Source organism: Rathayibacter sp. PhB152 (assembly GCF_003751395.1).
GTDB lineage: Bacteria > Actinomycetota > Actinomycetes > Actinomycetales > Microbacteriaceae > Rathayibacter > Rathayibacter festucae.
In genome coordinates this window covers 94,515-117,709 of record NZ_RJUT01000008.1, presented here as the reverse complement: position 1 = coordinate 117,709, position 23,195 = coordinate 94,515, and the positions used below count along the sequence as shown (strand labels likewise).

Sequence of the window (23,195 nt, the reverse complement as noted above, 5' to 3'; positions counted from 1 at the left end):
ATCGTGTTACATCCGGCGGCGGCCCCGACGCCGACGCGACGCCCACCCGGCGTCACGCAGGCTTCTTCTGGCCGAAACCACTCGGAAACACGAGCGGCCTTGACTGGACGCAGTCGGGACGAACGCTCCCGACCCGGCCCCGTCGCTCCGCTCGTCCTCTGTCCCGCCCGAGCGACGCCGGCCTCTGCATCACAGCACCGCCCGTTCCACCCGGCACTCCTGTCCCTGCACCACTCGCTCGCGCCCCGCCCGGCGCGCTCCTCCCCGAACCCCGGAGGTTCCCATGACCGACGACCAGACCAGCATCGAAGAGCAGATCAGCGCCAACATCGAGAAGTCGCGCTCCGAGATCGCGCACCCCTCGCTCCCCAAGGGCAGCAACCTCTACGGCTCCACCAAGGTCTTCCCCGACTACCAGGCCGAGCCCGGCCAGTCCTACTTCACCCTCGTGCACGGCATCGCGCACGAGTCCTCGGTCAGCTTCGTCGCGATCCTGCAGGCGACCCGCGCCGCCCGCAAGGGCTTCGAGTCGGCCGTCTACTTCTACGGCCCCGGCACGATCAACGCGATGGCGACCCGCGGCTTCCCGACGGTCGGCGACTCCGGCTTCCCGGGCGAGCAGAACATCAACGACGCCCTGAAGACCTTCATCGAGGAGGGCAACCGGGTCTTCGTCTGCCGCTTCGGCATGGCGCTGCACGGCCTGCGCGAGGAGGACCTGATCGAGGGCACCATCCCCTGCCACCCGCTAGACGTCCAGGACGCCGTCATCCACTACGCCCGCAAGGGCGCCATCATCAACTCGACCTACAACCTCTAGGCGCGCGCCATGACCGTCGTCGGATCGGTCGCGGCGAACTTCACCCGCGACCTCGATCAGAACTACGCGCTCATCGCCGCGCTGGCCGAGGAGGCCCGCGAGAAGCGGGTCGGGTTCCTCGTCCTGCCCGAGGCCGCGATCGGCGGCTACCTCTCCTCCCTCGGCAACCACGGCGACACGGTCAAGACGACCACCCGCTCGATGCCCCCGGCGATCGCGCTGGACGGGCCGGAGCTGCGCCGGGTGCAGGAGATCGCCGGCGACCTGCTGGTCGCGATCGGCTTCTGCGAGCTCGACGCGGACGGCGAGACCCGCTACAACGCGGCCGCCCTGCTCGACGGCGGGCAGATCTACGGCAGCTACCGCAAGGTGCACCAGCCGCTCGGCGAGCACATGTCGTACTCGCCCGGGCCCGGCTACTCGGTCTTCGAGACGCCGGTCGGCCGGGTCGGGCTGCAGATCTGCTACGACAAGGCCTTCCCGGAGGCGGCCCGCTCGATGGCGCTGGACGGGGCGGAGATCATCGCCTCGCTCTCGGCCTGGCCGGCCGCGCGGACGGCGACGGCGGAGAACCTGCAGGAGGACCGCTGGACCTACCGCTTCAATCAGTTCGACATCGCGCGGGCCCTGGACAACCAGGTGTTCTGGCTGGCGTCGAACCAGTCGGGCACCTTCGGGTCGCTCCGCTACGTGGGCAACGCGAAGGTCGTCGATCCGGGCGGCAACATCCTGGCGACGACGCTGCTCGGCTCGGGCATGGCGGTCGCCGACATCGACGTGCGGGGCACCTTCGAGGCGATGCGCGGCGGGATGTTCCACCTCCGCGACCGCCGGCCGGACGCCTACGACATCGACCGCGTCTGGAGCGGAGGGCTGGTCCATGCCTGAGATGACCTTCCACGTCCGCTGGCCGGACGGCGTCGAGGAGCGCTGCTACTCGCCGAGCCTGGTGATGCACGACTACCTCGCCGAGGGCGAGAGCTACCCGCTCGAGGACTTCGTCGGGCGCTCGACCGAGGCGCTGCGGCTGGCGAGCGAGCGGGTGCGCGCGAAGTTCGGCTTCGCCTGCACCTCCGCGCTGCAGCAGGAGTCGGAGATCCTCGCGGCCGCCGCGCGCTTCGACGGCGGGCGGGTGCGGGTGCTGGCGATGGATCCGCCGCTCCCTCCGTCCTCCGCTCCGTCGTCCGCGTCCGCGCAGGGGGCCCGCGCATGACCGCGCTCGAGAACGGCCGGCACCTCCCGGTCGCCGTGATCGGCGCCGGCCAGGCCGGGCTGTCGATCAGCCGCCTCCTCACCGACCAGGGCGTCGAGCACCTCGTGATCGAGCGCGACACGATCGCGCACGACTGGATCGACCGCCGCTGGGACAACTTCACCCTCGTCACGCCGAACTGGCAGTGCCGGCTGCCCGGCTACCCCTACGACGGCGACGACCCCGACGGCTTCATGGCGCGCGACGAGGTGCACGCCTGGGTCCGGCGCTACGCGGAGTCGTTCGGCGCGCCGGTGGCCGAGGACACCGAGGTGCTCCGGCTGCGCGAGAGCGCGGACGGGGCCTTCGAGATCGTCACCTCGCGCGGCACGATCACGGCGGACCAGGTCGTCGTCGCCACCGGCGGCTACCACCGCCCGGTGCTGCCGGCGGTCGCGCACCGCATACCCGACTCGATCGTGCAGCTGCACTCCGCCGACTACCGCTCGGCCGCGGCGCTGCCCGAGGGTGGCGTGCTCGTGGTCGGCTCCGGCCAGAGCGGCGCGCAGATCGCGGAGGACCTCTTCCTCGAGGGCCGCGACGTGCACCTGGCGCTGGGGACGGCTCCGCGGGTCGCCCGGTTCTACCGCGGCCGCGACTGCGTCGCATGGCTCGCCGACATGGGCGTCTACGACGTGCCGGTGCACGCGCAGGTGGGCGGGCTCTCCAAGCGGGAGTCGACCAACCACTACGTCACCGGGCGCGGCGGCGGCCGCGACATCGACCTGCGGGCGTTCGCGCGCGACGGGATGACGCTCTACGGCCGGCTGCAGCAGGTCGACGGCGGGTCGCTCCGCTTCGCGCCGACGGCCGAGGCGTCGCTCGACTACGCGGACTCGGTCGCCGAGTCGATCAAGAACGACATCGACGCCTACATCGAGCGCTCGGGTGTCTCGGCGCCGACCGAGGCCCGGTACGCGCCGGTCTGGCGGCCGGAGCGCGAGATCGAGGAGCTCGATCTGGCGGCCGCCGGGATCACCAGCATCGTCTGGGCGGTCGGCTTCCGCTCCGACTACTCCTGGATGCAGATCGGCGTCTTCGACGGCGCCGGGCATCCCACCCACCGGCGCGGCGCGACCGCCGTGCCCGGGCTGCACTTCCTCGGGCTGCCGTGGCTGAACACCTGGGGCTCCGGGCGGTTCGAGGCGATCGCGCGCGACGCGGAGCACGTGGCGGAGCAGCTGCTCGGCGGCGTGCGGATGGACCGGCTCGAGGGCGCCGCGGTACGGTGACGGCCACGCGCTCGGCCCGAGCGCACCGCTCTGCCGCGCGGGGCGGAGGAGAGCGGAGGCTCTCCCTCCGCCCCGGCGCACCGTCCGCCCGCAGAGGGCGGGAGAGAAGGACCATGTCGACGATCACGATGGCCGCGGTCGCGGCGCACTTCGGCCGCGACATCGAGCGCACCCTCGTCAAGCTGCCCGGCATGATCGCGAGCGCGCAGGAGCGCGGGATCGACCTGCTGGTGCTGCCGGACGCGACCCTCGGCGGCTACCTCCTCGACATGCACCACCCCGGCCCCGACGACCTGCCGCAGGCCGTGGAGGTCGACGGGCCGGAGGTGGCGGCCGTCGCGGCGATGGCGGGGGACACCACGGTGTGCTTCGGCATCGCGGAGCGCGCGCTGGAGGGCGGCGAGGTGCGGCGCTACAACTCGGCGGTCTGCGTGCAGGGCGGTGAGGTGATCGGGACGCACCGCAAGGTGCACCTGCCGCTGGGCGAGTCCGAGGCGTACGCCGCGGGCGACTCCTTCCGCTCGTTCGACTCGGCCGTGGGGCGGATCGGAATGATGATCGACTTCGACAAGACCTTTCCGGAGTCGGCCCGCTCGCTCGCCCTCGACGGGGCCGAGATCCTCTGCTGCCTCAGCGCCTGGCCCGCGAGCGTGACCGACCGCTCCGACCGGATCCGCAACGACCGCCAGGCGCACCTGTTCGACCTCTACGACTGCGCGCGTGCCGCGGAGAACCAGGTCTACCTGGTCTCCTCGAACCAGACCGGCGTGCTCGGCGGGCTGCGCTTCCTCGGGCAGGCGAAGGTCGTCGATCCGGCCGGCGAGATCCTCGCGAAGACCTGGGCGAAGGGCGGGCTGGCGGTCGCGACCGACGACGTCTCGGCCTCCGTCGCCCGCGCCCGCCGCAGCATGGACCACCTGCGCGACCGCGCCGAGCACGCGTACCACCGCGCGGCTCCGACCGTCTGAACCCGGGGCCGCCCGTCCGACCGGTGCCGCCCGTGGGCGCCGCCCCGCCTGAAGGAGACCCCGTGCGGATCGCGCAGCTGACCTACTCCACGAAGCCCCGCGGCGGCGTGGTGCACACGCTCGCGCTGTCGGAGGCGCTGGCCCGGCGCGGGCACGAGGTGACCGTCTGGACGCTCGGCCGCGGCGGCGACTCCGCGTTCTTCCGCGCGGTCGACCCCGCGGTGGCGGTCCGGGTGGTGCCGTTCGCGGCGCGCGACGGGGAGGACGTCGGAGACCGGATCGTCCGCTCGCTCGACGCGCTCGCGGTCGCGCTGGGGGAGGACGGCGAGGAGTGGGACGTCGTGCACGCGCAGGACTGCATCTCGGCCAACGCCGCGCTCGATGCCGGATTCGCGGGGGCCGGCGGGCTGCTCCGCACGGTGCACCACCTGGACGCCTTCACGACGCCCGCGCTGATCGCCTGCCACGAGCGCGCGATCACCGGGCCGGCCGGGCTGCTCGCGGTGTCGCGGGCGGTCGCCGACGAGGTGGCGGCGGGCTGGGGGCGGACGCCGGTGGTGATCCCGAACGGCGTCGACGCCGCGCGGTTCGCCGCCGCGGCCGGCGGCGCCGCGGCGGGGGAGTGGCGGGCCGAGCTCGGCCGCTACGTGCTCGCGCTCGGCGGCATCGAGCCGCGGAAGGGCAGCATCGACCTGCTGGAGGCGTTCGCGGGGCTCGCGCCGGGCATCGCGCTCGTCTTCGGCGGCGGGGAGACGCTCTTCGACTACCGGGGCTACCGCGAGGAGTTCGAGCGCCGGGCGGCCGAGCTGGGCGTCGTGCCGGTCGTGCTCGGCACGGTGCCGGAGGAGCGGCTCGCAGCGCTGGTCGCTGGTGCGGCGGTGCTCGGCTTCGTCTCGACCAAGGAGGGCTTCGGGCTGGCGGCGATGGAGGCGCTCGCCGCGGGGGTGCCGGTCGTCGCGCGCGATCTGCCGGTGCTGCGCGAGGTGTTCGGGGAGACGGTGGCGTACGGGAGTGACGTGGCGGGGATCCGGGGTGCGCTCGCCGCGGCGCTCGCGGGGGCGGCGCCGGAGCCCAGGCCCGGGCGGGAGCTGGCGTTCTCGCACTCGTGGGACGACGTCGCGGCGAGCCACGAGGCGCTGTACCGGGCGCACGCGGGCGCCGCCTGATGCGCCGGTCGTTCTCGCGCTGCTTCTCGGCGCTGGCCGAGCGGGACCCCGAGCGCGTCGTGGTCGTCGCGGACGACGCGACCCTCAGCGCGGGCGCTCTGGACCGGGCGTCGAACCGGCTCGCGCGCGCCTACGCGACGCGGGGCGTCACTCCGGATTCGCTCGTCGCCGTCTCGCTGCCGAACAGCGCCGAGCTGGTGCTCGCCTGCGCCGCGATCTGGAAGGCAGGCGCGACGCCGCAGCCGCTGTCGCGCGGGCTGTCGGCGCGGGAGCTCGCCGAGGTCGGCGCGCTCGGGCGGCCCTCGCTGAGCATCGGCGTGGAGCTGGAGGGCGTGCCCTTCGTGCCCGCGGGCTTCGCGCCCGACCCCGCGCTGCCGGACGACGCGCTGCCGGATCTCTGGGCCTCGTCCTGGAAGGCGCCCGCCTCCTCAGGCAGCACCGGGCGGCCGAAGATCGTGCTCGCGGCGGCGCCCGCGCTGATGGATCCGACGCAGCCGGTCGCGGCGTTCCTGCCGCGGGAGGGGGTGCAGCTCGTGGCCGGGCCGCTCACCCATTCCGCGACCTTCACCTACGCCTTCCGGGGGCTGCTGACCGGGCAGCGGCTGGTGATCCTGCCGCGCTTCGACGAGGCGCGGGTGCTCGCGGCGATCGCGGAGCACCGGGTGACCTGGGCGCTGCTGGTGCCGACGATGATCCACCGGCTGCTGCGGACGCCCGCGCACCGGGACGCGGACGTGTCGTCGCTCGAGACGGTGCTGCACCTCGGCTCGCCGTGCCCGCCCGCGGACAAGCGCGCGCTGATCGACTGGCTCGGCGCGGAGAAGGTCGTCGAGGTCTACGCGGGCAGCGAGTCGAACGGGCTGACGATGATCCGCGGCGACGAGTGGCTCGAGCGGCCCGGCAGCGTCGGTCGGCCGATCGGCGGCACGGAGCTGCGGGTGCTGCGGTCGGACGGGTCGGAGTGCGCGGTGGGCGAGCCCGGGCTGGTGCAGCTGCGCCGCGGCGCGCCGACCTACCGCTACCTCGGCGGGGAGTCGAAGCGGACGGACGACGGCTGGGACACCCTCGGCGACCTCGGCTCCGTCGACGCGGACGGCTACCTGAGGGTGCTCGACCGGGCGGACGACCTGATCCTGCGCGGCGGCGTGAACATCTACCCGGCGGAGATCGAGCGGGTGCTGGAGGAGCACCCGGCGGTGCGCGGGGCGGTCGCCTTCGGCGTCCCGGACGCCGAGCTCGGCCAGGCGGTGGAGGCGGTGACGGACATCGCGGAGAGCGACGTGACGGAGGAGGAGCTGCTCGCCTTCGCGCGCGAGCACCTCGGCTCGCGGGCACCGCGGGCGCTGCGACTCCAGCGGACCCCGCTGCGCGACGACGCGGGCAAGATCCGCCGCGGGGCGCTCGCCGACGACTGAGCAGCCGCGCAGGCGGGCCCGCGCGGGGCCGTCGCCCGAAGGTCGCCGCACAACATCAGCTGAGAGGGGGGTTCCTCCCCCCACAGCGGAGGCCCTCCCTTCTCAGCTGATGTTGTGCGGGGCTCGACGGCTGCCTCCGGTTTCGGATCGCCCCCGACGGGGAAGAGGAGGAGTGCCCCTTCCCCGGAGCCGCCGCGCGCGACTCCGCCCCACCGAGAGGAACGACCGTGGTCGCCATCGCCCCGCTCCGAGACCGCTTCGACGGAGTCGAGAGGATCGCCGTGCTGCGCGGCGGCGGACTCGGCGACCTGCTGTTCGCGCTGCCCGCCGTGGACGCGCTCGCCGCCGCCTACCCGGGCGCCGAGATCGTGCTGCTCGGCACTCCGGCGCACCGCGTACTGCTGCAGGGCGTGGAGTCGCCGGTGAGCGACGTCGAGATCCTGCCGGTGGCGCAGGGCGTCCGCGACGGCGAGGGCGAGGACCCGCGGGTCGTCGAGGACTTCACCGAGCGGATGCGCGCGCGCCGCTTCGATCTCGCGGTGCAGCTGCACGGCGGCGGGCGCTACTCCAACCCGTTCCTGCAGCGCCTCGGCGCGCGGCACACGATCGGCTCGCGCACCGACGATGCGGCCGAGCTGGAGCGCACGATCCCCTACGTCTACTACCAGCACGAGATGCTGCGCGCGCTCGAGATCGTCGGGCTCGCCGGGGCGCCCGCCGTCCGGCTCGAGCCGTCGCTGCAGGTCGACCCGGAGCGCCGCGACCGCCTCGCCGCCGCGCTGCCCGCCGGCGGGCCGCTGGTGCTGATCCACCCGGGGGCGACCGACGTCCGGCGCCGCTGGAGCTCGGACAACTTCGCCGAGGTGGCCCGCGCGCTGCTGGCCGACGGGGCGCGAGTGCTCGTCGTGGGCGACGCCTCCGACGCCCCCGCGGCCGAGGCGATCGTGGCGGCGGCCCCGGGCGCGGTGTCCTGGGCGGACGCGGTCGACCTGCCGGACCTCGCTCCGCTGCTCTCGCTCGCCGACCTCGTGCTCGGCAACGACAGCGGGCCGCGGCACCTCGCGGCGGCGGTCGGCGCGCCCACGGTCGGGATCTTCTGGGTCGGCAACGCGATCAACGCTCAGCCGCTCGGCCGGCAGCGCCACCGCCTCCAGCTCAGCTGGACCACGCGCTGCCCGGTCTGCGGTGTCGACGTCACCCAGGTCGGCTGGACCGCCGAGCGCTGCGAGCACGAGCTGTCCTTCGTCGACGACGTCCCCGTTGCCCGCGTCCTCGAGGACGTCCGCGGCGTCCTCGCCTCCACCCGCTGACGCCTGCCCCCCCCAACCGCGAGATGCCACTTGAGTACGCGACACGCCGAGGCGTGCGTACTCAAGTGGCATCTCGCGGAGCCCCGACGGGGGCGTCAGCTCACGGCCAGGAGGGCTCCTCTTCGTGGGTGATGACGAGCTCGCGGACCTCGCAGCCGCGGGGCTGGCCGAGGACGAACATCACGGCGTTGGCGACGTTCTCCGGGTCGTTGAGGAGTGCGTCGGGGCCCGGCTTGTACTGGGCGTCGCGGTCGTCGAAGAAGCGGGTCTTCATGCCGGAGGGGATCAGCGTGGTCACGCCGATCTCGCCCTTGGTCTCGGCCGCGAGGGCGCGGGTGAAGCCGAGCACGCCGAACTTCGACGCGCAGTAGGCGGTGGCGTCCGAGACGGCCTTGATCGCGAGGGAGGACGCGACGGTGACGACGCGGCCGTGGGTCTCGGTGAGGAACGGCAGCGCGGCGCGGACGACGGCGGCGGTGCCGAGCAGGTTGACCGAGATCACGCGCTCCCACTCCTCCGGCTCGACGTCGACGAGGCGGCCGCAGCGGTCGATGCCGGCCGCGGTGACGACGGCGTCGAGGCCGCCGTGCTCGCGGGCGATCTCGACGACGGCCTTCTCGGCCTCGCGGGTCTTGGCGACGTCCACCTGGTAGGCGGCGACGCCCTCCTGGACGTTCGAGACGTCGCGGTCGAGGACGATCGGGGTACCGCCCGCGGCTGTGACGGCGGCGGCGACGGCGGCTCCGAGTCCGGAGGCGCCTCCGGTGATCAGGACGCGGCCGATGGGGGTGGGGGTGGTGGTCATGGGTGTCCCTTCCAGGATCGTCAGCGCCGACAGGATCGGCGCAGCGGGCGGTGGTCGGCCGGAGCCGACGCGGTCAGCCGACGCGCGCGAGCGCGGCGGCGAGATGGGTGGTGGAGCGGCCCGCGTGGTACGGCACCGTCAGGACGCGGCCGCCCCATTCGGCGACCGTCGCGGTCTCGGGCAGCGATTCGGCGGAGTAGTCGCCGCCCTTCACCCAGACGTCCGGGCGGATGCGGCGCAGCGCCTCGTCGGGGGTGTCCTCGCCGAAGACGAGCACCGCGTCGACGCACTCGAGCGCGAGCAGCAGGTCGACCCGGTCGTCCTCAGGGATGATCGGTCGGGCCGGTCCCTTGAGGCGCCGGACGGAGTCGTCGGAGTTGAGGCAGACGATCAGGCAGTCGCCGAGCGCCCGGGCGGCCGAGAGCGTGCGGGCGTGGCCGGCGTGCAGCAGGTCGAAGCAGCCGCCGGTGGCGACCACGGTGCCGCCGGCGCCGCGGACGGCCTCGGCGACGCGCAGCGCGTCCACTCCGGACGCCCCGTGCAGGGCGGCGGTGTCCGCCGGAGCGCCGAGGGAGGAGACTCCGCCCGCGAGCAGGTAGGCCCCGGCCGCGGCGACGGCTGCGCCGACCGCCTCGGAGGGGGTGGCCCCGCCGGCCAGCGCGACGGCGGCGGAGGCGGCGAAGCGGTCGCCCGCCCCGCAGGGATCGGTCGGCGGCACGGCGGCGGCGGGGTGCACCACCGGCACGCCGGCGTCGCGCGAGCGGACCAGGGCGCCACCGGAGCCCATCGTCACGGCGACCGCGCCGCAGCCCCAGCGCTCGAGCAGCGTGGTGGCGGCGGTCTCGGCGAGGGTGACGCCGCGGCCACTCGCCCCGGAGAAGCCGGTCGCCTCGCCGAGGTTCGGCGTCGCGAGGGTCGTCCCGGCGACGGGCGCCGTCCCGCGCGGGTGCGGATCCCAGACCAGCGGCACGGTGAGCGCGTCGAGGGCGGCGCGGAGCGAGGCGTCCTCGGTGAGCCGGCGGCCGTAGTCCGCGACCACGACCGCGTCGACCTCGCCGAGTGCGGCGAGCATCTCCTCGGTCACGGTCGGCACCGGCGGGCGCTCGCAGCCGCGGTCGAAGCGGACGACCGCCTGGCCGGAGGCGGCGACCCGCGTCTTCACGGGCGTCGGCGCGCCGGAGGGCCCGGCGACCACGCGGACACCGTCGAGGGCGGCGAGCAGCTCGGCCGCATCGGGATCGGCAGCGTCGGCCAGCGCCGTCACCAGCACGACCTCGTGCCCGTCGCGCATCAGCATCCGCGCCACGAGCCCGGCACCGCCGGCGCGCACCCCGCGGGTCGACACGTCGACCACGGGCACCGGCGCGTCGGGGCTCAGCCGCTCGGCCGGCCCGGAGAGGTCGACGTCGAGCATCACGTCGCCGACCACGGCGATCCGCAGCCGGCTCACGCGGCCGCCCCCGTCCGCACGCGGATCCGGTGCTCGAACGCCCGGCACAGCGCGTGCACCAGCACGAGCTGCGCCTCCTGCACGTTCGAGCCGTGGCCCTCGAGCGCGATCGACTCGTCGCAGGCCTCGGTCAGCGGGTTGGGCCCGTCGCCCGTGAGCGCCCAGGTGCGGGCGCCGGCCGCGCGGGCCGCCTCGGCCGCGTGCAGCAGGTTGGCGCTGCGGCCGCTGGTCGAGAGCAGCACGACGACGTCGCCGGTGCGGGCGTGCGCGGTGACCTGGCGGGCGAAGACGTGGTCGAAGCCGTAGTCGTTGCCGATCGCGGTGAGGCTCGAGGTCTCGGAGTGCAGCGAGATCGCGGAGAACGGGATGCGGTCGCCGTCGAAGCGGCCGACCAGCTCCGCCGTGAGGTGCTGCGCCTCCGCCGCCGAGCCGCCGTTGCCGGCCGCCAGCAGCCGCGCCCCGGAGTGCAGGCGGTCCGCCAGCTCGACGCCCCAGGCGACGATCCGGCCGGAGTGCCGCTCCAGCTGCGCGACGACGTCGAGCGCGCGGGCCACGTGGTCGTCGACGAGGCGCCGGGCGGCGTCCGCCGGGGTGCCGGACGGCGTGTCCGTCGGGGTGTCCAGAACGGTGTCGATGCTCATCTGCGCGGGGCCGCCTTCCGGGGGGTGGAGGAGAGGGAGGTGCGAGCGGTGCCGCTCATGGCGGCATCGCCGTCGCCGAGTCCGGCGAGGGTGGTCAGGTAGGCGCGCTCGGTGTCCGCGGCGACGCGGTCCCAGGAGTAGCGGGACTCGACGCGGGCGCGGCCGGCGGCTCCGTAGGTGCGGGCGCGCTCCGGGTCGGCGATCAGCGCGGCGAGGGCCTCGGCGAGGGCGGCGGGGTCGCGCGGCGGCACGTGCACGCCGGTGACGTCCTCGACGACCGTGTCGATCAGCCCGCCGACGGAGGAGGCGACCACCGGCACGCCGCAGGCCATCGCCTCCAACGGGGTGATGCCGAACGGCTCGTACCAGGGCGCGCAGATCACGATGTCGGCGGAGCGGAGCATCGCCGGCATCTCGGTCTGCGAGAGCTGGCCCGCGAAGACGACGCGGTCGGCGACTCCGAGGCCCTCGGCGACCGCGTGCAGGCGCTGGTACTCCGGGTCGGCGGCGAGTGCATCGCCCGATCCGGAGCCGCCGACGACGACCAGCTCGGCGTCGCAGCCGTCGGCGACCAGGCGGGCGAGCGCCTCGATCGCGTGGCCCATGCCCTTGCGGGGCACGAGGCGGCCGATGCTCATCAGGCGCACCCGCCCGGTGCGCTCGGCGACGGGTCCGTCGGGCGTGAAGCGCTCGAGATCGACACCGCAGGGCACCACCGAGATGCTCGAGGTCGGCACGCCGAGGCCCTTCAGCTCGAAGGCCTCGTCCGAGCAGGTGGCGACGACGCCGTCCGCCCGCTGGCCGACGCCGGGCTCGAGCCAGGCGCGCTCCTCGGGGCTGGTGTCGAGCGCGCCCTGCTGACGGCGCTTGACGACGCCGAGCGCGTGGAAGGTGTGGAAGACGGGCACGCGGCGCCCGGTGGCGCGCTCCACCCGCTCGGAGGCGTCGAGCGCGGCGACCCCGGACATCCAGAAGTGGCTGTGCACCAGGTCGGGACGCGAGTCGAGCCAGTCGTTCGCGAGGTCGACGGCGAAGTCGCCCATGAAGGGCAGCAGCTCGTCCTTGGAGACCTTGGCGGCCGGGCCGGCGTCGATGTGCACGACCTCGACGCCGGAGGTGAAGGGCACGCGGCGGGGGAGCGACGCGTCGTCGCGCCGCGTGTAGACGGTGACGCGGTGGCCGCGGCGCGCGAGCGCGTCGGCGAGGGCCGCGACGTGCACGTTCTGGCCGCCGGCGTCCACGCCGCCGAGCGTCGCCAGCGGGCTGGCGTGCTCGGACACCATCGCGATCGAGAGGGGTCGGCTGGTGCTCATCGGGTGCTCCCTTCGCGGGTTCCGGCGGTGGAGAGGGTGCGCGGGGCGGCGGCGAGGTCGCCGAGAAGCTCGTCCCAGTCGCGGTGGAAGCGGCCGAGGCTGTAGCGCGCGAGCGCGGCCTCGCGGGCGACCGCTCCGGCGACGGCGGCCCGCTCCGGGTCCTCGATCAGCGCGCGGGCGGCTGCCGCCAGCGCGTCCAGGTCGTTCGAGATCGCCCCGGCCTCGGGCGGCACGGCGCGGCCGGCCTCGGTGGTCTCCAGCGCGACGACCGGCATGCCCAGGTGCATCGCCTCGAGCAGCGCGAGGCCGAGCGAGGTCCAGCGGAACGGGTGCAGGTACACCCGGCGGCGGGCCAGCTCCGCGTGCATCGCGCCGGTCGTCACGTCGCCGAGGACGTCGAGGCGGTCGGCGGGCAGGCCGGGCGTGCCGACGAGGCCCTCGGTCTTCATCCCGAAGACGTCCAGCGGAGCGACCGCGGCGAAGCGCGGCAGCAGATCCGTGCCGGTCACCCGCTGCCGGCGCACCGGCTCGTTGATGACGACGCCGAAGCGCGCCAGCTCACCGGTGTAGAGGGGGCCGGGGTCGTTGATCCCGTGCTCGATCACCGTGGTGCGCGTCGATCCGGTGTCCCACATCAGCGCGTTGAAGTGCGTGACGTGCACGAGGAGGAGGTCGTCGCGGTCGGCGAGCGGGTGGCGGTTGTCCGGCACGTCGCCGCGGGGCGTGTTGTGCTCGACGTAGACCGCCGGGATCTCGCGGCCGAGCCTCCGCCCGAGCAGGCGCTCCGCCTCCGCGAGCTCGTCCGGGCGCTGCAGGAGGACGACGTCGACGTCGGCGTCGCGCAGCTCCTCCGGGGCGATCTCGACGGTGTTCGGCCAGTCGCGGCCGCCGGTGCCGAGGCCCCAGCCGTCGCGGGCGGGGGTAGTGGGCAGCAGGTACTCGTGGTCGCCGCGGACGAACGCGTCCGCCCAGCCGCCGTGCACGTGCCAGAGCAGGATCCTCATGCGAGCGCCTCCGAGGGTGTCGTCGTGGATGTCGTGGAGTCGCGCCGCGGGAGCGCGCGGAGCCGGTGGGCGGCGGCGACCGCCTCCTCGGCGCTCACCCCCGCGAGGCAGGGGTGGCCGGGGACGGGGCAGACGCGGGCGCGCGAACCGGCGCAGGCGGCCTGCTGGTCGCCGAGCAGCTCGACCGGCACGCCGTAGGGCGCCCAGCGGATCGCCGGGACGACGGGCGCGAACAGGCTGACGACCGGGGTGCCGACGGCCGCGGCGAGGTGCGCCGGGCCGGTGTTGCCGCTGATCACGACCTCCGCGCGAGCGAGCACCTCGGCCGCGCCGGCGAAGTCGGTGGCGCCGCCGAGGTCGATGCCGCGGCTGCCCGCGACCCGCGCGGTCAGCGCGCGCTCGCCCGGCCCGCCGGTGACGGCGACCGCGAGTCCGGAGTCGGCGAGCAGCTCGACCGCGCGTGCCGCGTTCTCGGTCGGCCAGGCTCGCGCGGGCACGGCGGCTCCGGGGTGCACGACGACGTACGGTCCGACACCCTCGAGCGCGGCGGGCAGGACGCCGCCGCGGTCGACCCGCAGGAGCCCGTCGTCGCCCTCCGGCAGCGCGAAGCCCGCCGCCGCCGCGATGGCGAGGGCGCGCTCCGGCTCCGGCTGGTCCTCCTCGAGCGTCTCGCCCGGGACGAGCCGCACGTCGAGCAGGGCGCCGGCGAAGTCGACCGAGGCGCCGGAGATCCGCGCGACGCCCGACAGGCGCAGCAGCAGCGCCAGCGGCAGCGGCGACTGGTGGAAGGAGGTGAGGATCACGGCCTCGTCCGGAGCGAACTCCTCGACGATCGCGCGCAGCTCCGCCACGAGGGCGGAGTCGACCGGGCGCGAGGCGTCGCCGATCCACGGGCAGGACCAGGTGCGCACGGCCACAGGCCCCGGCAGCAGCGCCGCGGCGGGCGCGCCCTGCGGTCCCGCGAGCAGCAGCACCTCGGCGTCGGCGGCGATCGCCCGCACAGCAGGCCCGCAGAGCAGCACGTCGCCGGCGCTGTCCAGGCGCGCCACCAGCACGCGGCGGGTCATTCGGCGTCCTCGTCCGGCTGCATCGCCAGCAGCAGCTCGACGGCCTCGAGGAGCGTCGCCGCGCGCAGCGGAGCGGCGGCCACCTCCTCGGCCCGGGTGATCGGGGTGGGCACGAGCACGCCGCGGGCCCCCGCGGCCGCAGCCGCGCCGACGTCGGCGCCGATGTCGCCGATCACCGCGAGGGAGCCGGCGGGCAGCCCGAGGGTCTGCGCGGCGTCGAGCACCATGCCCGGCGCGGGCTTGCGGCAGGCGCAGCCGTCCTCGGGGCCGTGCGGGCAGAGCATCCAGGCGTCGAAGCCGCCGAACAGCTCGTCGACGCGGCGGTTCACGGCGTCGGCCTGCGCGCGGTCGATGATGCCGCGGGCGATGCCGGACTGGTTCGTGACGACACCGAGCTTCAGTCCCGCCTCGCGGGCCCGCTCGACCGCGTCCAGCGCGGTGGGCATCGGCTCGACCAGCGCCGGGTCGCCGTTGTAGGGCACGTCGACCACGAGCGTCGCGTCGCGGTCGAAGAGGATTCCGCGCAGCCGCGCAGCGCGCGGGGCGGGGGCGTCCTCCGCGGTGCGGTGCGCGGAGCCCGGCTGGATCGAGTCGTTCACCTCTCCCTCGTACCCCCCTCCTCCGGGTTCCAAACGCGGGGGAGGAGAAGTAGTGCGCTCGGGCGCGTCGGAGCCGCGGGACCGCCTGGGCGAGATCCGCGCGTCTGAGGTCGCCGGAGCGGGGTACGGGACCTCCGACAGGAAGGAGGCGCCGTGCGCGCTCTCACCGACCCGGACGGAACCCCGGAGATCCTCGCCCTGCGAGCCCTCAAGCTCGGCGACATCCTCGTGGCCGTCCCCGCCCTCAAGGCGCTGCGCCGCGGCTTCCCCGAGCACCGGCTGATCCTCGCGACCACGCCCTGGCTGGAGCCGATCGTCGACCTGATCGACGGCCTCGACGCCCTGGTGCCGACCCTGCGCGGGCTGGACGATCCGCTGCCCGTCGCGCCCGGTCGCATCGAGCTGGCCGTCAACCTGCACGGCAACGGCCCGGAGTCCCGCGACGCCCTGATCGCGCTCGAGCCCGAGCGCCGCCTCGAGTTCCGCGTCCCCGCCCTCGACCCCGACGCGAGCCACGACGACCCGCGCCCGCTCTGGCTCGACGGCGAGCTGGAGCGCGCGCGCTGGGCCCGCCTCGTCAACTCGATCGGTCTCGACGCCGACCCCGAGGACGTCGGCATCGCCGTCCCGGCCGTGCCCGCCCCCGTCGACGGCGCGGCGATCGTGCACATCGGCGCGTTCTACGGCTCGCGCGAGTGGCCGGAGGAGCGCTTCGCCGCGGTCGCGCAGTCGCTGGCCGCCGAGGGGCGCCGCGTCGTCTACACCGGAGGCGCGAACGAGGCCGATCGCGCCCGCCGCGTGGCCGAGCTGGCCGGAACGGGCGAGGTGCTCGCCGGTGCGATCGACCTGAGCGGATTCGCCGCGGTCGTCGCCGCGGCCGAGGTGCTCGTCACGGTGGACACCGGTGCCGCGCACCTGGCGTCCGCCTACGGCATCCCGTCGGTCGTGATCTTCGGACCGGCGCCGCCCGAGGCGTGGGGTCCGCCGGCGAGCGGACCGCACGTCGTGCTGACCGACGCGTCGCTGCGCCGCGGCGACGTCTTCTCCTCCGAGCCCGACCCGGCGCTGCTCGCGGTGCAGACCGCGCACGTCCTCGACGCGCTCGCCACCCTGCCCTCGCGCGCCGACGCGCACCTCAGGCGGTCCGCAGCCGCGCCGCAGGGTGGACGGGCGTGACGGTCGCGACCCCGTTCCGGGGCGCCTTCGGCTGATGACTGCGCGACGGGGCGCCGAGGCGGTCGGCGAGCTGCGCGAGGATCCGGCGCTGCAGCCGCGAGACCTGCATCTGCGTGGTGCCGAGCGCGTCGGCGATCTGCTGCTGCGTCATCTCCTCGACGAAGCGCATCCGGAGCAGCTCGCGCTGGCCGTTCTCGAGCTCGGCGAGCGCCCGGGCCAGGCCGTGCCGGCGGTCGATCGCCGCGAGGTCCTCGTCCTCCCCGCCGATCGTCTCGGCCAGCCGGACCCCGGTCTCGCCGACGGTCTCGTCGAGGGAGAGCGGATGCCCGGCCGCGCGCGCGTCGGCGACCTCGGCCGGCTCGACGCCGAGCCGCGCGGCGATCTCCCGATCGCTCGGGTGGCGGCCGAGCTCCTGCGCGAGCTCGTCGGCGACGACGGCCGAGCGGCGGTGCAGCTCCTGCACGCCGCGGGGCGGGCGGATCATCCAGCCGAGGTCGCGCAGGTGGCGCTTGAGCTCGCCGGTGATGGTGGGCACCGCGAAGGCGGCGAAACTGTCGCCGCGCTCCGGCGTGAAGCGGCGGGCGGCCTTGACCAGCCCCACGTAGGCGACCTGGCGGAGGTCCGCGCGGTCGCCGCCGGCGCGGGACACCCGGTTCGCCATCGCCTCGGCCAGCCCGAGGTGGTCGAGCACGATGCGCTCCCGGATGCGGGCGCCCTCGGCGTCGTCGGCGGTCGCCGCCGCCTGGAAGAGCGAGAGGGTGCGGGCGTCCTTCTCCTCGCGCGGCGAGGCGGACTCGCTCGACGAGTCGGTCGCAGGGGCGAGCGCTGAGAGGGCGGTGTCGAGAACGACCGTGCTCATCGGGACCCCTTTCCGGGCATGCTGGCGCGTCCGGGGCGGCAGGGTGCGACGCGCTCGTCGTCGAGCGGCCCCGGGGGAGAAGCGGTAGCCACAGGCCACCACTGCTCCTCCCGTTCGAGAAGTCCGTTGACTCGGAGCACTGCTTCGCGCTAAGCGTCTCCATCGCGCCCCCCACCGCGCTCCCGGCCGCGCCGTCCTCCGCCGCACCTCCGGCTCGCGATTCCACCTCCGGCTCGCAGAATCACGCGCTTCCCACGAGCCTCAGCCGTTTCCGCGTGCTGAGCGTCCACTCGCGTCACCTCCGGCTCGCGAATCCACTCCCGGCTCGCCGGATCGGCCGCTTCCTGCGTGCCGAGGCCGTTTCCGCGAGCCGAACGTCGACCCGCCGTCACCTCCGGCTCGCGAATCCACCCCCGGCTCGCCGGATCGGCCGCTTCCTGCGAGCCGGACCGTATTCCGCGAGCCGGACATCCACCCGAGCGGGCCCCGTGTCCAGTCCGGGCGCCGATCCCCGCCCCGCCGCTAGAATCGCCCCGTATGTCTGAGCTCACCCCGCCCTCCGATCGCGCCCACGACGCGCACCCGTTCACGACCGCGACCGGGAGCGACGTCCGCGTCCGCTTCTGCCCGTCCCCGACCGGGACCCCGCACGTCGGCCTCATCCGCACGGCCCTGTTCAACTGGGCCTACGCGCGGCACACCGGAGGCACCTTCGTCTTCCGCATCGAGGACACCGACGCGGCGCGCGACAGCGAGGAGAGCTACGAGCAGCTCATCGACGCGCTCCGCTGGCTGAAGCTCGACTGGGACGAGGGCGTCGGCGTCGGCGGCCCGCACGGCCCGTACCGGCAGTCCGAGCGCAGCGACGTCTACACCGACGTCATCCAGCGCCTGCTCGCCTCCGGCCACCTCTACGAGAGCTACTCGAACGCCGAGGAGATCGACGCGCGCAACGAGGCGGCCGGCCGCGCCAAGCAGCACGGCTACGACAACTTCGACCGCGACCTCACCGAGGAGCAGCGCGCCGCCTTCCGCGCGGAGGGCCGGAGCCCCGCGCTGCGCCTGCGCGTTCCGGACGCCGACCTCTCCTTCGACGACCTCGTCCGCGGCGAGATCACCTTCCCGGCCGGCTCCTTCAGCGACTTCGTCGTCGTCCGCCCCAACGGCCAGCCGCTCTACACGCTGGTGAACCCGGTCGACGACGCGCTGATGCAGATCACCCACGTCCTCCGCGGCGAGGACATCCTGCCCTCCACTGCGCGCCAGATCGCGCTGTACCACGCGCTGATCGACATCGGGCTGACCACGTTCGTCCCGCGCTTCGGTCACCTGCCCTACGTGATGGGCGAGGGCAACAAGAAGCTCTCCAAGCGCGACCCCTCCGCCAACCTCTTCCACCACCGCGACCGCGGCTTCATCCCCGAGGGCCTGGTCAACTACCTCGCCCTGCTCGGCTGGTCGCTCACCCACGACCGCGACGTCTTCTCGATCGACGAGATGATCGCCGCCTTCGACGTCGCCGACGTGAACCCCAACCCGGCCCGCTTCGACCTCAAGAAGGCCGAGTCGATCAACGGCGACCACATCCGCCTGCTCGCGGTCGACGACTTCACCGAGCGGACGATCCCCTACCTGATCGCCGCCGGCGTCCTTTCCGGCGAGCCGACCGCCGACCAGCGCGCCGTCCTCGACGCCGCCGCCCCGCTCGTCCAGGAGCGCATCGGCCTGCTCGGCGAGGCGCCCGGCATGCTCGGCTTCCTCTTCACCACGGCCGACGCCCTCTCCTACGACGAGGACGCGCTCAAGGGCCTGCCTGCGAACGCCGGCGAGGTCCTCGCCGCGTCGATCGGCGCCCTCGAGCTCGTGCCCGAGGGGGAGTGGCTGACCGCCTCGATCCAGGAGGCGCTCGCCGGCGCGCTGATCGAGGGCCTCGGCCTCAAGCCCCGCATCGCCTACGGGCCGCTGCGCACCGCGATCTCGGGCCGCCGCGTCTCGCCGCCGCTGTTCGAGTCGATGGAGATCCTCGGCAAGTCCGAGTCGATCGCCCGCCTCGCCCGCCTCGCCGACACCCGGAGCTGATCGTGGCGGAGGTGCAGGGCGGCCACTACGACGTCGTCATCATCGGCGCCGGTCCCGCGGGACTCTCGGCGGGGCTGAACCTCGTCCGCGCCCGCCGCAGCGTGCTGCTGCTCGACAGCAACCGCCCGCGCAATGCGGCGACCCTGCACTCGCACGGCTTCCTCACCCGCGACGGCGTCTCGCCGCTGGAGCTGCGCCGCCTCGGCCGCGCCGAGCTCGAGCAGTACGAGGAGGCCCAGGTGCACAACGCGATGGTCACCGCCGTCGAGCGCTCCGGCGGCGAGTTCGTCGTCACCGCGAAGGGCGTCCGCGGCTCGGCCGACCGCTCCGTGCTGGCGACCGCGGTCGTCGTCGCCGGCGGCCTCTCCGAGCGCCTGCCGACCCTCCCCAGCCTCCGCGCCTACTACGGCACCGCCGTGCACAGCTGCATGGAGTGCGACGGCTACGAGAAGGCCGGCGAGCCGCTCGCCCTGATCGGCGAGACCGCCGACCTCGCCGAGCGCGCCATGCTGCTCTCGCAGTGGTCGACGGACCTCATCGTCTTCACCAACGGCGTCGGAGTCGTCAGCGACACCGACGAGTCGCTCCTGAACTCGATCGGCATCCGCATCGAGCGCCGCCCCGTCGCGGACCTGGTGGGGGAGCGCGCCGTGATGACCGGCGTCGCCCTCGCCGACGGCGACGTGATCCCGCGCACCGGCGCCTTCGTCCGCCCGGTCTGGGTGCCCGTCCTCGACTACCTCGACCCGGCCGGCCCCGAGGTCGACCCCGACGGCTTCCTCCGCGTCGACGCCGGCGGCCGCACCTCCGTCCCCGGCCTCTACGCCGCCGGCGAGGTCACCGCCCCCGGACCGCAGCAGCTGATCGTCGCCGCCGGCTCCGGCGCGCAGGTCGCCTCGGCGATCAACCGCGACCTCGTCCGCGCCCGCCTCGGCGAGGCCGCCCCCGAATCGGAGGCCCCCGCCGTGCACGATCGCGGAGCCGATTTGAGCGGCGTGCGTCCGTAGGGTACTGTCGTCTCTCGGCGCCGAGTTCCACTCCGGCCGCCGCCTGGTCCCGGCCTCACCGCCGGATGACCATTGGGGTATGGTGTAATTGGCAACACGACTGATTCTGGTTCAGTTGTTCTTGGTTCGAGTCCAGGTACCCCAGCACTGAAGTGCTCGCGAGAGTCGAAGCATCACCCGGCGTTCGTCGCCGCTGTGCCTCCTGCCGCTGGGCCTCCTCCCGCTGTGCCTCCTCCCGCTGCGATCCGGCTCGTCGCCCGGCGTCCCGACCGCGGTCCTGCTCTCCGTCCGGCACCTGCGCGCGTCCCGCTCGAACCAGCACGCATCCGCCGTCCGGCCGACGCCCGGGAACCCCGTCCATGCCACGATGAACCTGTACATCGCTCAGAAACCCGCCCTCCGCGGGTTCCGAGAAGGGGGTCTCTCGTCCATGAATTCTGATCTGCTCTGGGTCGTCGGCGCCGGCATCGTCGTCGGTGTCGTGCTGCTGCTCGCCATCATCGGCTTCTTCATCTTCCGCGCCTGGTACCAGGTCCCGCAGGCCGACGAGGCCATCGTGATCGTCGGAAAGAAGCAGAAGGGCGACGACGGCCTGACCTCGAACATGACCGTCATCACCGGCGGCGGCGCGTTCGTCAACAAGCTGACCCAGCGCTCCGACCGCATCTCGCTGCGGTCGCGGCAGATCAAGATGGAGCCGGTCGCGCAGACCAAGAACGGCGTGACGATCCACCTCGCGGGCGTCGCCCTCGTCAAGATCGGCTCGACGCCGGATCAGGTGCGCGCCGCCGCCGAGCGGTTCGCCTCGCAGGACCAGTCGATCGACGTGTTCACGACCGAGCAGCTCGAGGGCGCACTGCGCGGCGTCGTCGCGAAGCTCAGCGTCGAGGAGGTGATGCAGGACCGCCAGAAGCTCGGCGACGAGATCGCCGAGGGCATCAAGGGCGACCTGCTCGCCCAGGGCCTCGTCCTCGACTCCTTCGCCATCCAGGGCGTCACCGACCGCAACGGCTACATCGAGGCGCTCGGTGCCCAGGAGATCGAGCGCGTCCGCCGCGAGGCCGACGTCGCCCGGATCAACGCGGCCCGCGAGGTCAAGGCCCGTCAGCTCGCCACCGACGAGGCGAACCTGATCGAGCAGACCGCCTTCGACAAGAACACCGCCGCCTCGAAGTCCGAGGTCGGCCGCGCCAACGCCGAGGCGGAGCAGGCCGAGAACCTGGCCCGCGCCGAGCGCGAGCAGGCCGTGCTCGTCCAGCGCGCCGAGAACCGGCAGGCCGAGCTCGACGCCGACGTCAAGCGCGTGGCCGACGCCGAGAAGTACCGGCGCCAGACCGAGGCCGACGCCGACGCCTACGGCCGCGCGAAGAAGGCCGAGACCGACCGCCAGGTCGCCCAGCAGGTGTCCGACGCCGAGGCCTACGCCGTCCAGCGCCAGGCGGAGGCCCGTCAGGCGTCCGCCGCGGCCGAGGCGGCAGCGGTCAGCGCCCGCGCCGAGGCGGAGGCCCACGCTCTGCGCGCCAAGGCCGGCGCCGAGGCCGAGGCCCTGCGCGCGAACGCGTCCGCCGAGGCGGAGGCCATTCGGACCAAGGGTGAGGCGAGCGCGGCCGCGATCCAGGCCGAGGCGGAGGCGCTCCGCGAGAACCAGGAGGCGATCCTGGGCCGCGAGCTCATCGGACAGCTCCCCTCCCTCATGGCGGAGTTCGCGAAGGGCTACCAGAACGTCGGCACCATCACCCTGATCGGAGGCGACACCGCGGCCACGCACATCGCCCGCGAGCAGGCGGCGAGCCTCACGGCCACCTTCGACAGCGTCAAGTCCGCGACCGGCGTCGACCTCGGAGCGATCCTCCAGGGGCAGGCCTTCGGCCGGGGCGTGGCCTCGACCTCGGCCGCCGAGCCCGCCCCGTCGGCCGATCCCACCGCCGTCCCCTCCACGAGCTGACGACCCGGGGCCGCCCGCTCTCGACGCGGGCGGCCCGGCGTCCTGTCGGCGGGTGCGGCCCCGCCCGCTCTGCCGCCGCATCGACCCGTCACTAACGGCTGCCTCGACGGCTCTCACACGACCTTCCGTGCCGGATCGACGCGCCCCTCGCGCGCCGAGCACGCGGAGGCCGATCCGTCCACTCCCCCTGCGCTCTGCAGCCGGAACGTACGCTGACCGGATGAGGCAGGGTCGGTCACGCGGGGCGGGCGCCGCGGCGCTGGCCCTGACCGCGGTGCTCCTGCTGACGGGCTGCAGCGGCGACTCCTTCCGCGCCGACTTCGCGCGCACCTTCGCCAGCGACGAGGCGGTCGCCGACCTCGAGCTCTCCGCCGTCGAGGACATGCCGTTCACCGGCGGAGTCAGCGCCGAGATCGTGGCCCGCGAGGACCTCTCCGACGCCGACGTGACGTCCCTCGCCGACCGGTTGGCCGCCTTCGCTGCGAAGCGCCCGACCGGAGACGTGCGGATCCTCCTCGACGCCGAGGACCTCACCCTGCCCGTGTCCGGCGACGAGGACCTCACGTCCGGCCGGATCGCGGCGGCGCTCGCGCTGCGCGAGGACCCGCGAGTCGAATCCCTCGCCCTCTCCGCCGACGACAGCGAGGACCGCGTGAGCGGCCTGAGCCTCTTCCTGGCGGAGCAGGCGACCGCCGACGACGCCTTCGCACTCGCCCGCGACGCCCCCGCGCTCCTCCCCGACGCCCCGCCCCTGCACGTGAGCGTCCAGAGCGCCGACCGCTCGCTGCTCGTCACCGGCACCTCGGGCCCCTGGCTCGATGACGCCGAGCGCCTCTGGACCGCGATCTCGGCCGCCGTCCCCACCGCGGGCTTCCGCGCCGACTTCGACCACCTCGACGTGACCCTGACGAGCGACGCCGACCGCCCCGCGGCGACACTCGCGGCCGCCGCCGTCCCCAGCGGCTCGACCGCCGTCACGTTCTCCGGCCCCTGACCGCCGAGGACGCCACTCCGTCCGCTGCCCATCGCGCAGCGCGCGTCATGATGACCCGCACCGCGCCGACCACGGTCAGAACAGTCCTCATTT

General features: G+C 74.5%; 21 protein-coding genes and 1 tRNA gene. 14 read left to right on the top strand and 8 right to left on the bottom strand.

What is annotated here, in order from left to right:
- Positions 1-283: 283 nt before the first annotated feature.
- From EDF36_RS17750 to EDF36_RS17715, 8 genes are all read left to right on the top strand, one after another.
- Positions 284-820: an MSMEG_0572/Sll0783 family nitrogen starvation response protein gene (locus tag EDF36_RS17750; protein WP_123734006.1), complete on the top strand. Its 537-nt coding sequence runs from the start codon at positions 284-286 to the stop codon at positions 818-820.
- A 9-nt stretch (positions 821-829) separates the two neighbouring features.
- Positions 830-1,708 (top strand): carbon-nitrogen hydrolase family protein, encoded by an 879-nt coding sequence (locus EDF36_RS17745; RefSeq protein WP_123734005.1) that lies wholly within the window; start codon positions 830-832, stop codon positions 1,706-1,708.
- Positions 1,701-2,033, top strand: coding sequence for an MSMEG_0570 family nitrogen starvation response protein (locus EDF36_RS17740; protein WP_123734004.1), 333 nt, complete (start codon positions 1,701-1,703; stop codon positions 2,031-2,033). Before EDF36_RS17745 ends, EDF36_RS17740 begins: the two co-directional genes overlap by 8 nt.
- Entirely contained in the window at positions 2,030-3,304 is a 1,275-nt protein-coding gene (locus EDF36_RS17735; protein ID WP_123734003.1) for an MSMEG_0569 family flavin-dependent oxidoreductase, read from the top strand. Before EDF36_RS17740 ends, EDF36_RS17735 begins: the two co-directional genes overlap by 4 nt.
- Positions 3,305-3,417: 113 nt before the next feature.
- Positions 3,418-4,272, top strand: coding sequence for a carbon-nitrogen hydrolase family protein (locus EDF36_RS17730; protein WP_123734002.1), 855 nt, complete (start codon positions 3,418-3,420; stop codon positions 4,270-4,272).
- 62 nt (positions 4,273-4,334) lie between these two features.
- On the top strand, positions 4,335-5,438 hold the full coding sequence (locus tag EDF36_RS17725) for an MSMEG_0565 family glycosyltransferase (protein ID WP_123734001.1): 1,104 nt from the start codon (positions 4,335-4,337) through the stop codon (positions 5,436-5,438).
- The gene (locus EDF36_RS17720; RefSeq protein WP_123734000.1) at positions 5,438-6,853 is read left to right on the top strand and encodes an AMP-binding protein; all 1,416 of its coding nucleotides are present in this window, start codon (positions 5,438-5,440) and stop codon (positions 6,851-6,853) included. The genes EDF36_RS17725 and EDF36_RS17720 overlap by 1 nt, the downstream gene beginning before the upstream one ends.
- Before the next feature lie 227 nt (positions 6,854-7,080).
- Positions 7,081-8,163: a glycosyltransferase family 9 protein gene (locus EDF36_RS17715; RefSeq protein ID WP_123705035.1), complete on the top strand. Its 1,083-nt coding sequence runs from the start codon at positions 7,081-7,083 to the stop codon at positions 8,161-8,163.
- Between the two features lie 100 nt (positions 8,164-8,263).
- Here the strand turns inward: EDF36_RS17715 and EDF36_RS17710 are convergent, their stop codons facing one another.
- The 7 genes from EDF36_RS17710 to EDF36_RS17680 all read right to left on the bottom strand — a co-directional run bounded on the left by EDF36_RS17710 (position 8,264) and on the right by EDF36_RS17680 (position 15,042).
- Entirely contained in the window at positions 8,264-8,968 is a 705-nt protein-coding gene (locus EDF36_RS17710) for an SDR family oxidoreductase (protein WP_123733999.1), read from the bottom strand.
- Positions 8,969-9,041: 73 nt separating this feature from the next.
- On the bottom strand, positions 9,042-10,409 hold the full coding sequence (locus EDF36_RS17705; protein WP_123734102.1) for a PfkB family carbohydrate kinase: 1,368 nt from the start codon (positions 10,407-10,409) through the stop codon (positions 9,042-9,044).
- 5 nt (positions 10,410-10,414) lie between these two features.
- Positions 10,415-11,059: an SIS domain-containing protein gene (locus tag EDF36_RS17700; RefSeq protein ID WP_123733998.1), complete on the bottom strand. Its 645-nt coding sequence runs from the start codon at positions 11,057-11,059 to the stop codon at positions 10,415-10,417.
- Entirely contained in the window at positions 11,056-12,372 is a 1,317-nt protein-coding gene (locus EDF36_RS17695) for a glycosyltransferase (protein ID WP_123733997.1), read from the bottom strand. The genes EDF36_RS17700 and EDF36_RS17695 overlap by 4 nt, the downstream gene beginning before the upstream one ends.
- On the bottom strand, positions 12,369-13,376 hold the full coding sequence (locus tag EDF36_RS17690; RefSeq protein WP_123733996.1) for a glycosyltransferase: 1,008 nt from the start codon (positions 13,374-13,376) through the stop codon (positions 12,369-12,371). The genes EDF36_RS17695 and EDF36_RS17690 overlap by 4 nt, the downstream gene beginning before the upstream one ends.
- On the bottom strand, positions 13,373-14,443 hold the full coding sequence (locus EDF36_RS17685; RefSeq protein ID WP_123733995.1) for a glycosyltransferase family 9 protein: 1,071 nt from the start codon (positions 14,441-14,443) through the stop codon (positions 13,373-13,375). The genes EDF36_RS17690 and EDF36_RS17685 overlap by 4 nt, the downstream gene beginning before the upstream one ends.
- On the bottom strand, positions 14,440-15,042 hold the full coding sequence (locus EDF36_RS17680; protein WP_308197651.1) for an HAD family hydrolase: 603 nt from the start codon (positions 15,040-15,042) through the stop codon (positions 14,440-14,442). The genes EDF36_RS17685 and EDF36_RS17680 overlap by 4 nt, the downstream gene beginning before the upstream one ends.
- 153 nt (positions 15,043-15,195) lie before the next feature.
- On the opposite strand from EDF36_RS17680, the gene EDF36_RS17675 reads away from it, so the two are divergent.
- Positions 15,196-16,218, top strand: a complete 1,023-nt coding sequence (locus tag EDF36_RS17675) for a glycosyltransferase family 9 protein (RefSeq protein WP_123733994.1) — start codon at positions 15,196-15,198, stop codon at positions 16,216-16,218.
- Here EDF36_RS17675 and EDF36_RS17670 read toward each other — a convergent pair.
- Positions 16,178-17,077 carry a sigma-70 family RNA polymerase sigma factor gene (locus EDF36_RS17670; RefSeq protein ID WP_123733993.1) on the bottom strand — a complete coding sequence of 300 codons (900 nt, stop codon included), beginning with the start codon at positions 17,075-17,077 and terminating at the stop codon, positions 16,178-16,180. The genes EDF36_RS17675 and EDF36_RS17670 overlap by 41 nt on opposite strands.
- 537 nt (positions 17,078-17,614) lie before the next feature.
- Here EDF36_RS17670 and gltX point away from each other — a divergent pair.
- The 5 genes from gltX to EDF36_RS17645 all read left to right on the top strand — a co-directional run bounded on the left by gltX (position 17,615) and on the right by EDF36_RS17645 (position 23,102).
- On the top strand, positions 17,615-19,156 hold the full coding sequence (gene gltX / locus EDF36_RS17665; protein WP_123733992.1) for a glutamate--tRNA ligase: 1,542 nt from the start codon (positions 17,615-17,617) through the stop codon (positions 19,154-19,156).
- A gap of 11 nt (positions 19,157-19,167) precedes the next feature.
- Positions 19,168-20,163: an NAD(P)/FAD-dependent oxidoreductase gene (locus EDF36_RS17660; protein WP_123734100.1), complete on the top strand. Its 996-nt coding sequence runs from the start codon at positions 19,168-19,170 to the stop codon at positions 20,161-20,163.
- 73 nt (positions 20,164-20,236) lie between these two features.
- A tRNA-Gln gene (locus tag EDF36_RS17655) sits at positions 20,237-20,308 on the top strand.
- 285 nt (positions 20,309-20,593) lie between these two features.
- On the top strand, positions 20,594-22,108 hold the full coding sequence (locus EDF36_RS17650; RefSeq protein WP_123733991.1) for an SPFH domain-containing protein: 1,515 nt from the start codon (positions 20,594-20,596) through the stop codon (positions 22,106-22,108).
- A gap of 220 nt (positions 22,109-22,328) precedes the next feature.
- Positions 22,329-23,102 (top strand): hypothetical protein, encoded by a 774-nt coding sequence (locus tag EDF36_RS17645; protein WP_123733990.1) that lies wholly within the window; start codon positions 22,329-22,331, stop codon positions 23,100-23,102.
- Positions 23,103-23,195: the final 93 nt, after the last annotated feature.

Bases quoted from the DNA above. Each gene is read 5' to 3' on its own strand.
- EDF36_RS17690 (WP_123733996.1), bottom strand. From the start codon at position 13,376: ATGAGGATCCTGCTCTGGCACGTGCACGGCGGCTGGGCGGACGCGTTC.
- EDF36_RS17740 (WP_123734004.1), top strand. From the start codon at position 1,701: ATGCCTGAGATGACCTTCCACGTCCGCTGGCCGGACGGCGTCGAGGAG.
- EDF36_RS17710 (WP_123733999.1), bottom strand. From the start codon at position 8,968: ATGACCACCACCCCCACCCCCATCGGCCGCGTCCTGATCACCGGAGGC.
- EDF36_RS17720 (WP_123734000.1), top strand. From the start codon at position 5,438: ATGCGCCGGTCGTTCTCGCGCTGCTTCTCGGCGCTGGCCGAGCGGGAC.
- EDF36_RS17745 (WP_123734005.1), top strand. From the start codon at position 830: ATGACCGTCGTCGGATCGGTCGCGGCGAACTTCACCCGCGACCTCGAT.
- EDF36_RS17730 (WP_123734002.1), top strand. From the start codon at position 3,418: ATGTCGACGATCACGATGGCCGCGGTCGCGGCGCACTTCGGCCGCGAC.
- EDF36_RS17700 (WP_123733998.1), bottom strand. From the start codon at position 11,059: ATGAGCATCGACACCGTTCTGGACACCCCGACGGACACGCCGTCCGGC.
- EDF36_RS17685 (WP_123733995.1), bottom strand. From the start codon at position 14,443: ATGACCCGCCGCGTGCTGGTGGCGCGCCTGGACAGCGCCGGCGACGTG.
- EDF36_RS17645 (WP_123733990.1), top strand. From the start codon at position 22,329: ATGAGGCAGGGTCGGTCACGCGGGGCGGGCGCCGCGGCGCTGGCCCTG.
- EDF36_RS17695 (WP_123733997.1), bottom strand. From the start codon at position 12,372: ATGAGCACCAGCCGACCCCTCTCGATCGCGATGGTGTCCGAGCACGCC.
- EDF36_RS17735 (WP_123734003.1), top strand. From the start codon at position 2,030: ATGACCGCGCTCGAGAACGGCCGGCACCTCCCGGTCGCCGTGATCGGC.
- EDF36_RS17650 (WP_123733991.1), top strand. From the start codon at position 20,594: ATGAATTCTGATCTGCTCTGGGTCGTCGGCGCCGGCATCGTCGTCGGT.
- gltX (WP_123733992.1), top strand. From the start codon at position 17,615: ATGTCTGAGCTCACCCCGCCCTCCGATCGCGCCCACGACGCGCACCCG.
- EDF36_RS17750 (WP_123734006.1), top strand. From the start codon at position 284: ATGACCGACGACCAGACCAGCATCGAAGAGCAGATCAGCGCCAACATC.
- EDF36_RS17670 (WP_123733993.1), bottom strand. From the start codon at position 17,077: ATGAGCACGGTCGTTCTCGACACCGCCCTCTCAGCGCTCGCCCCTGCG.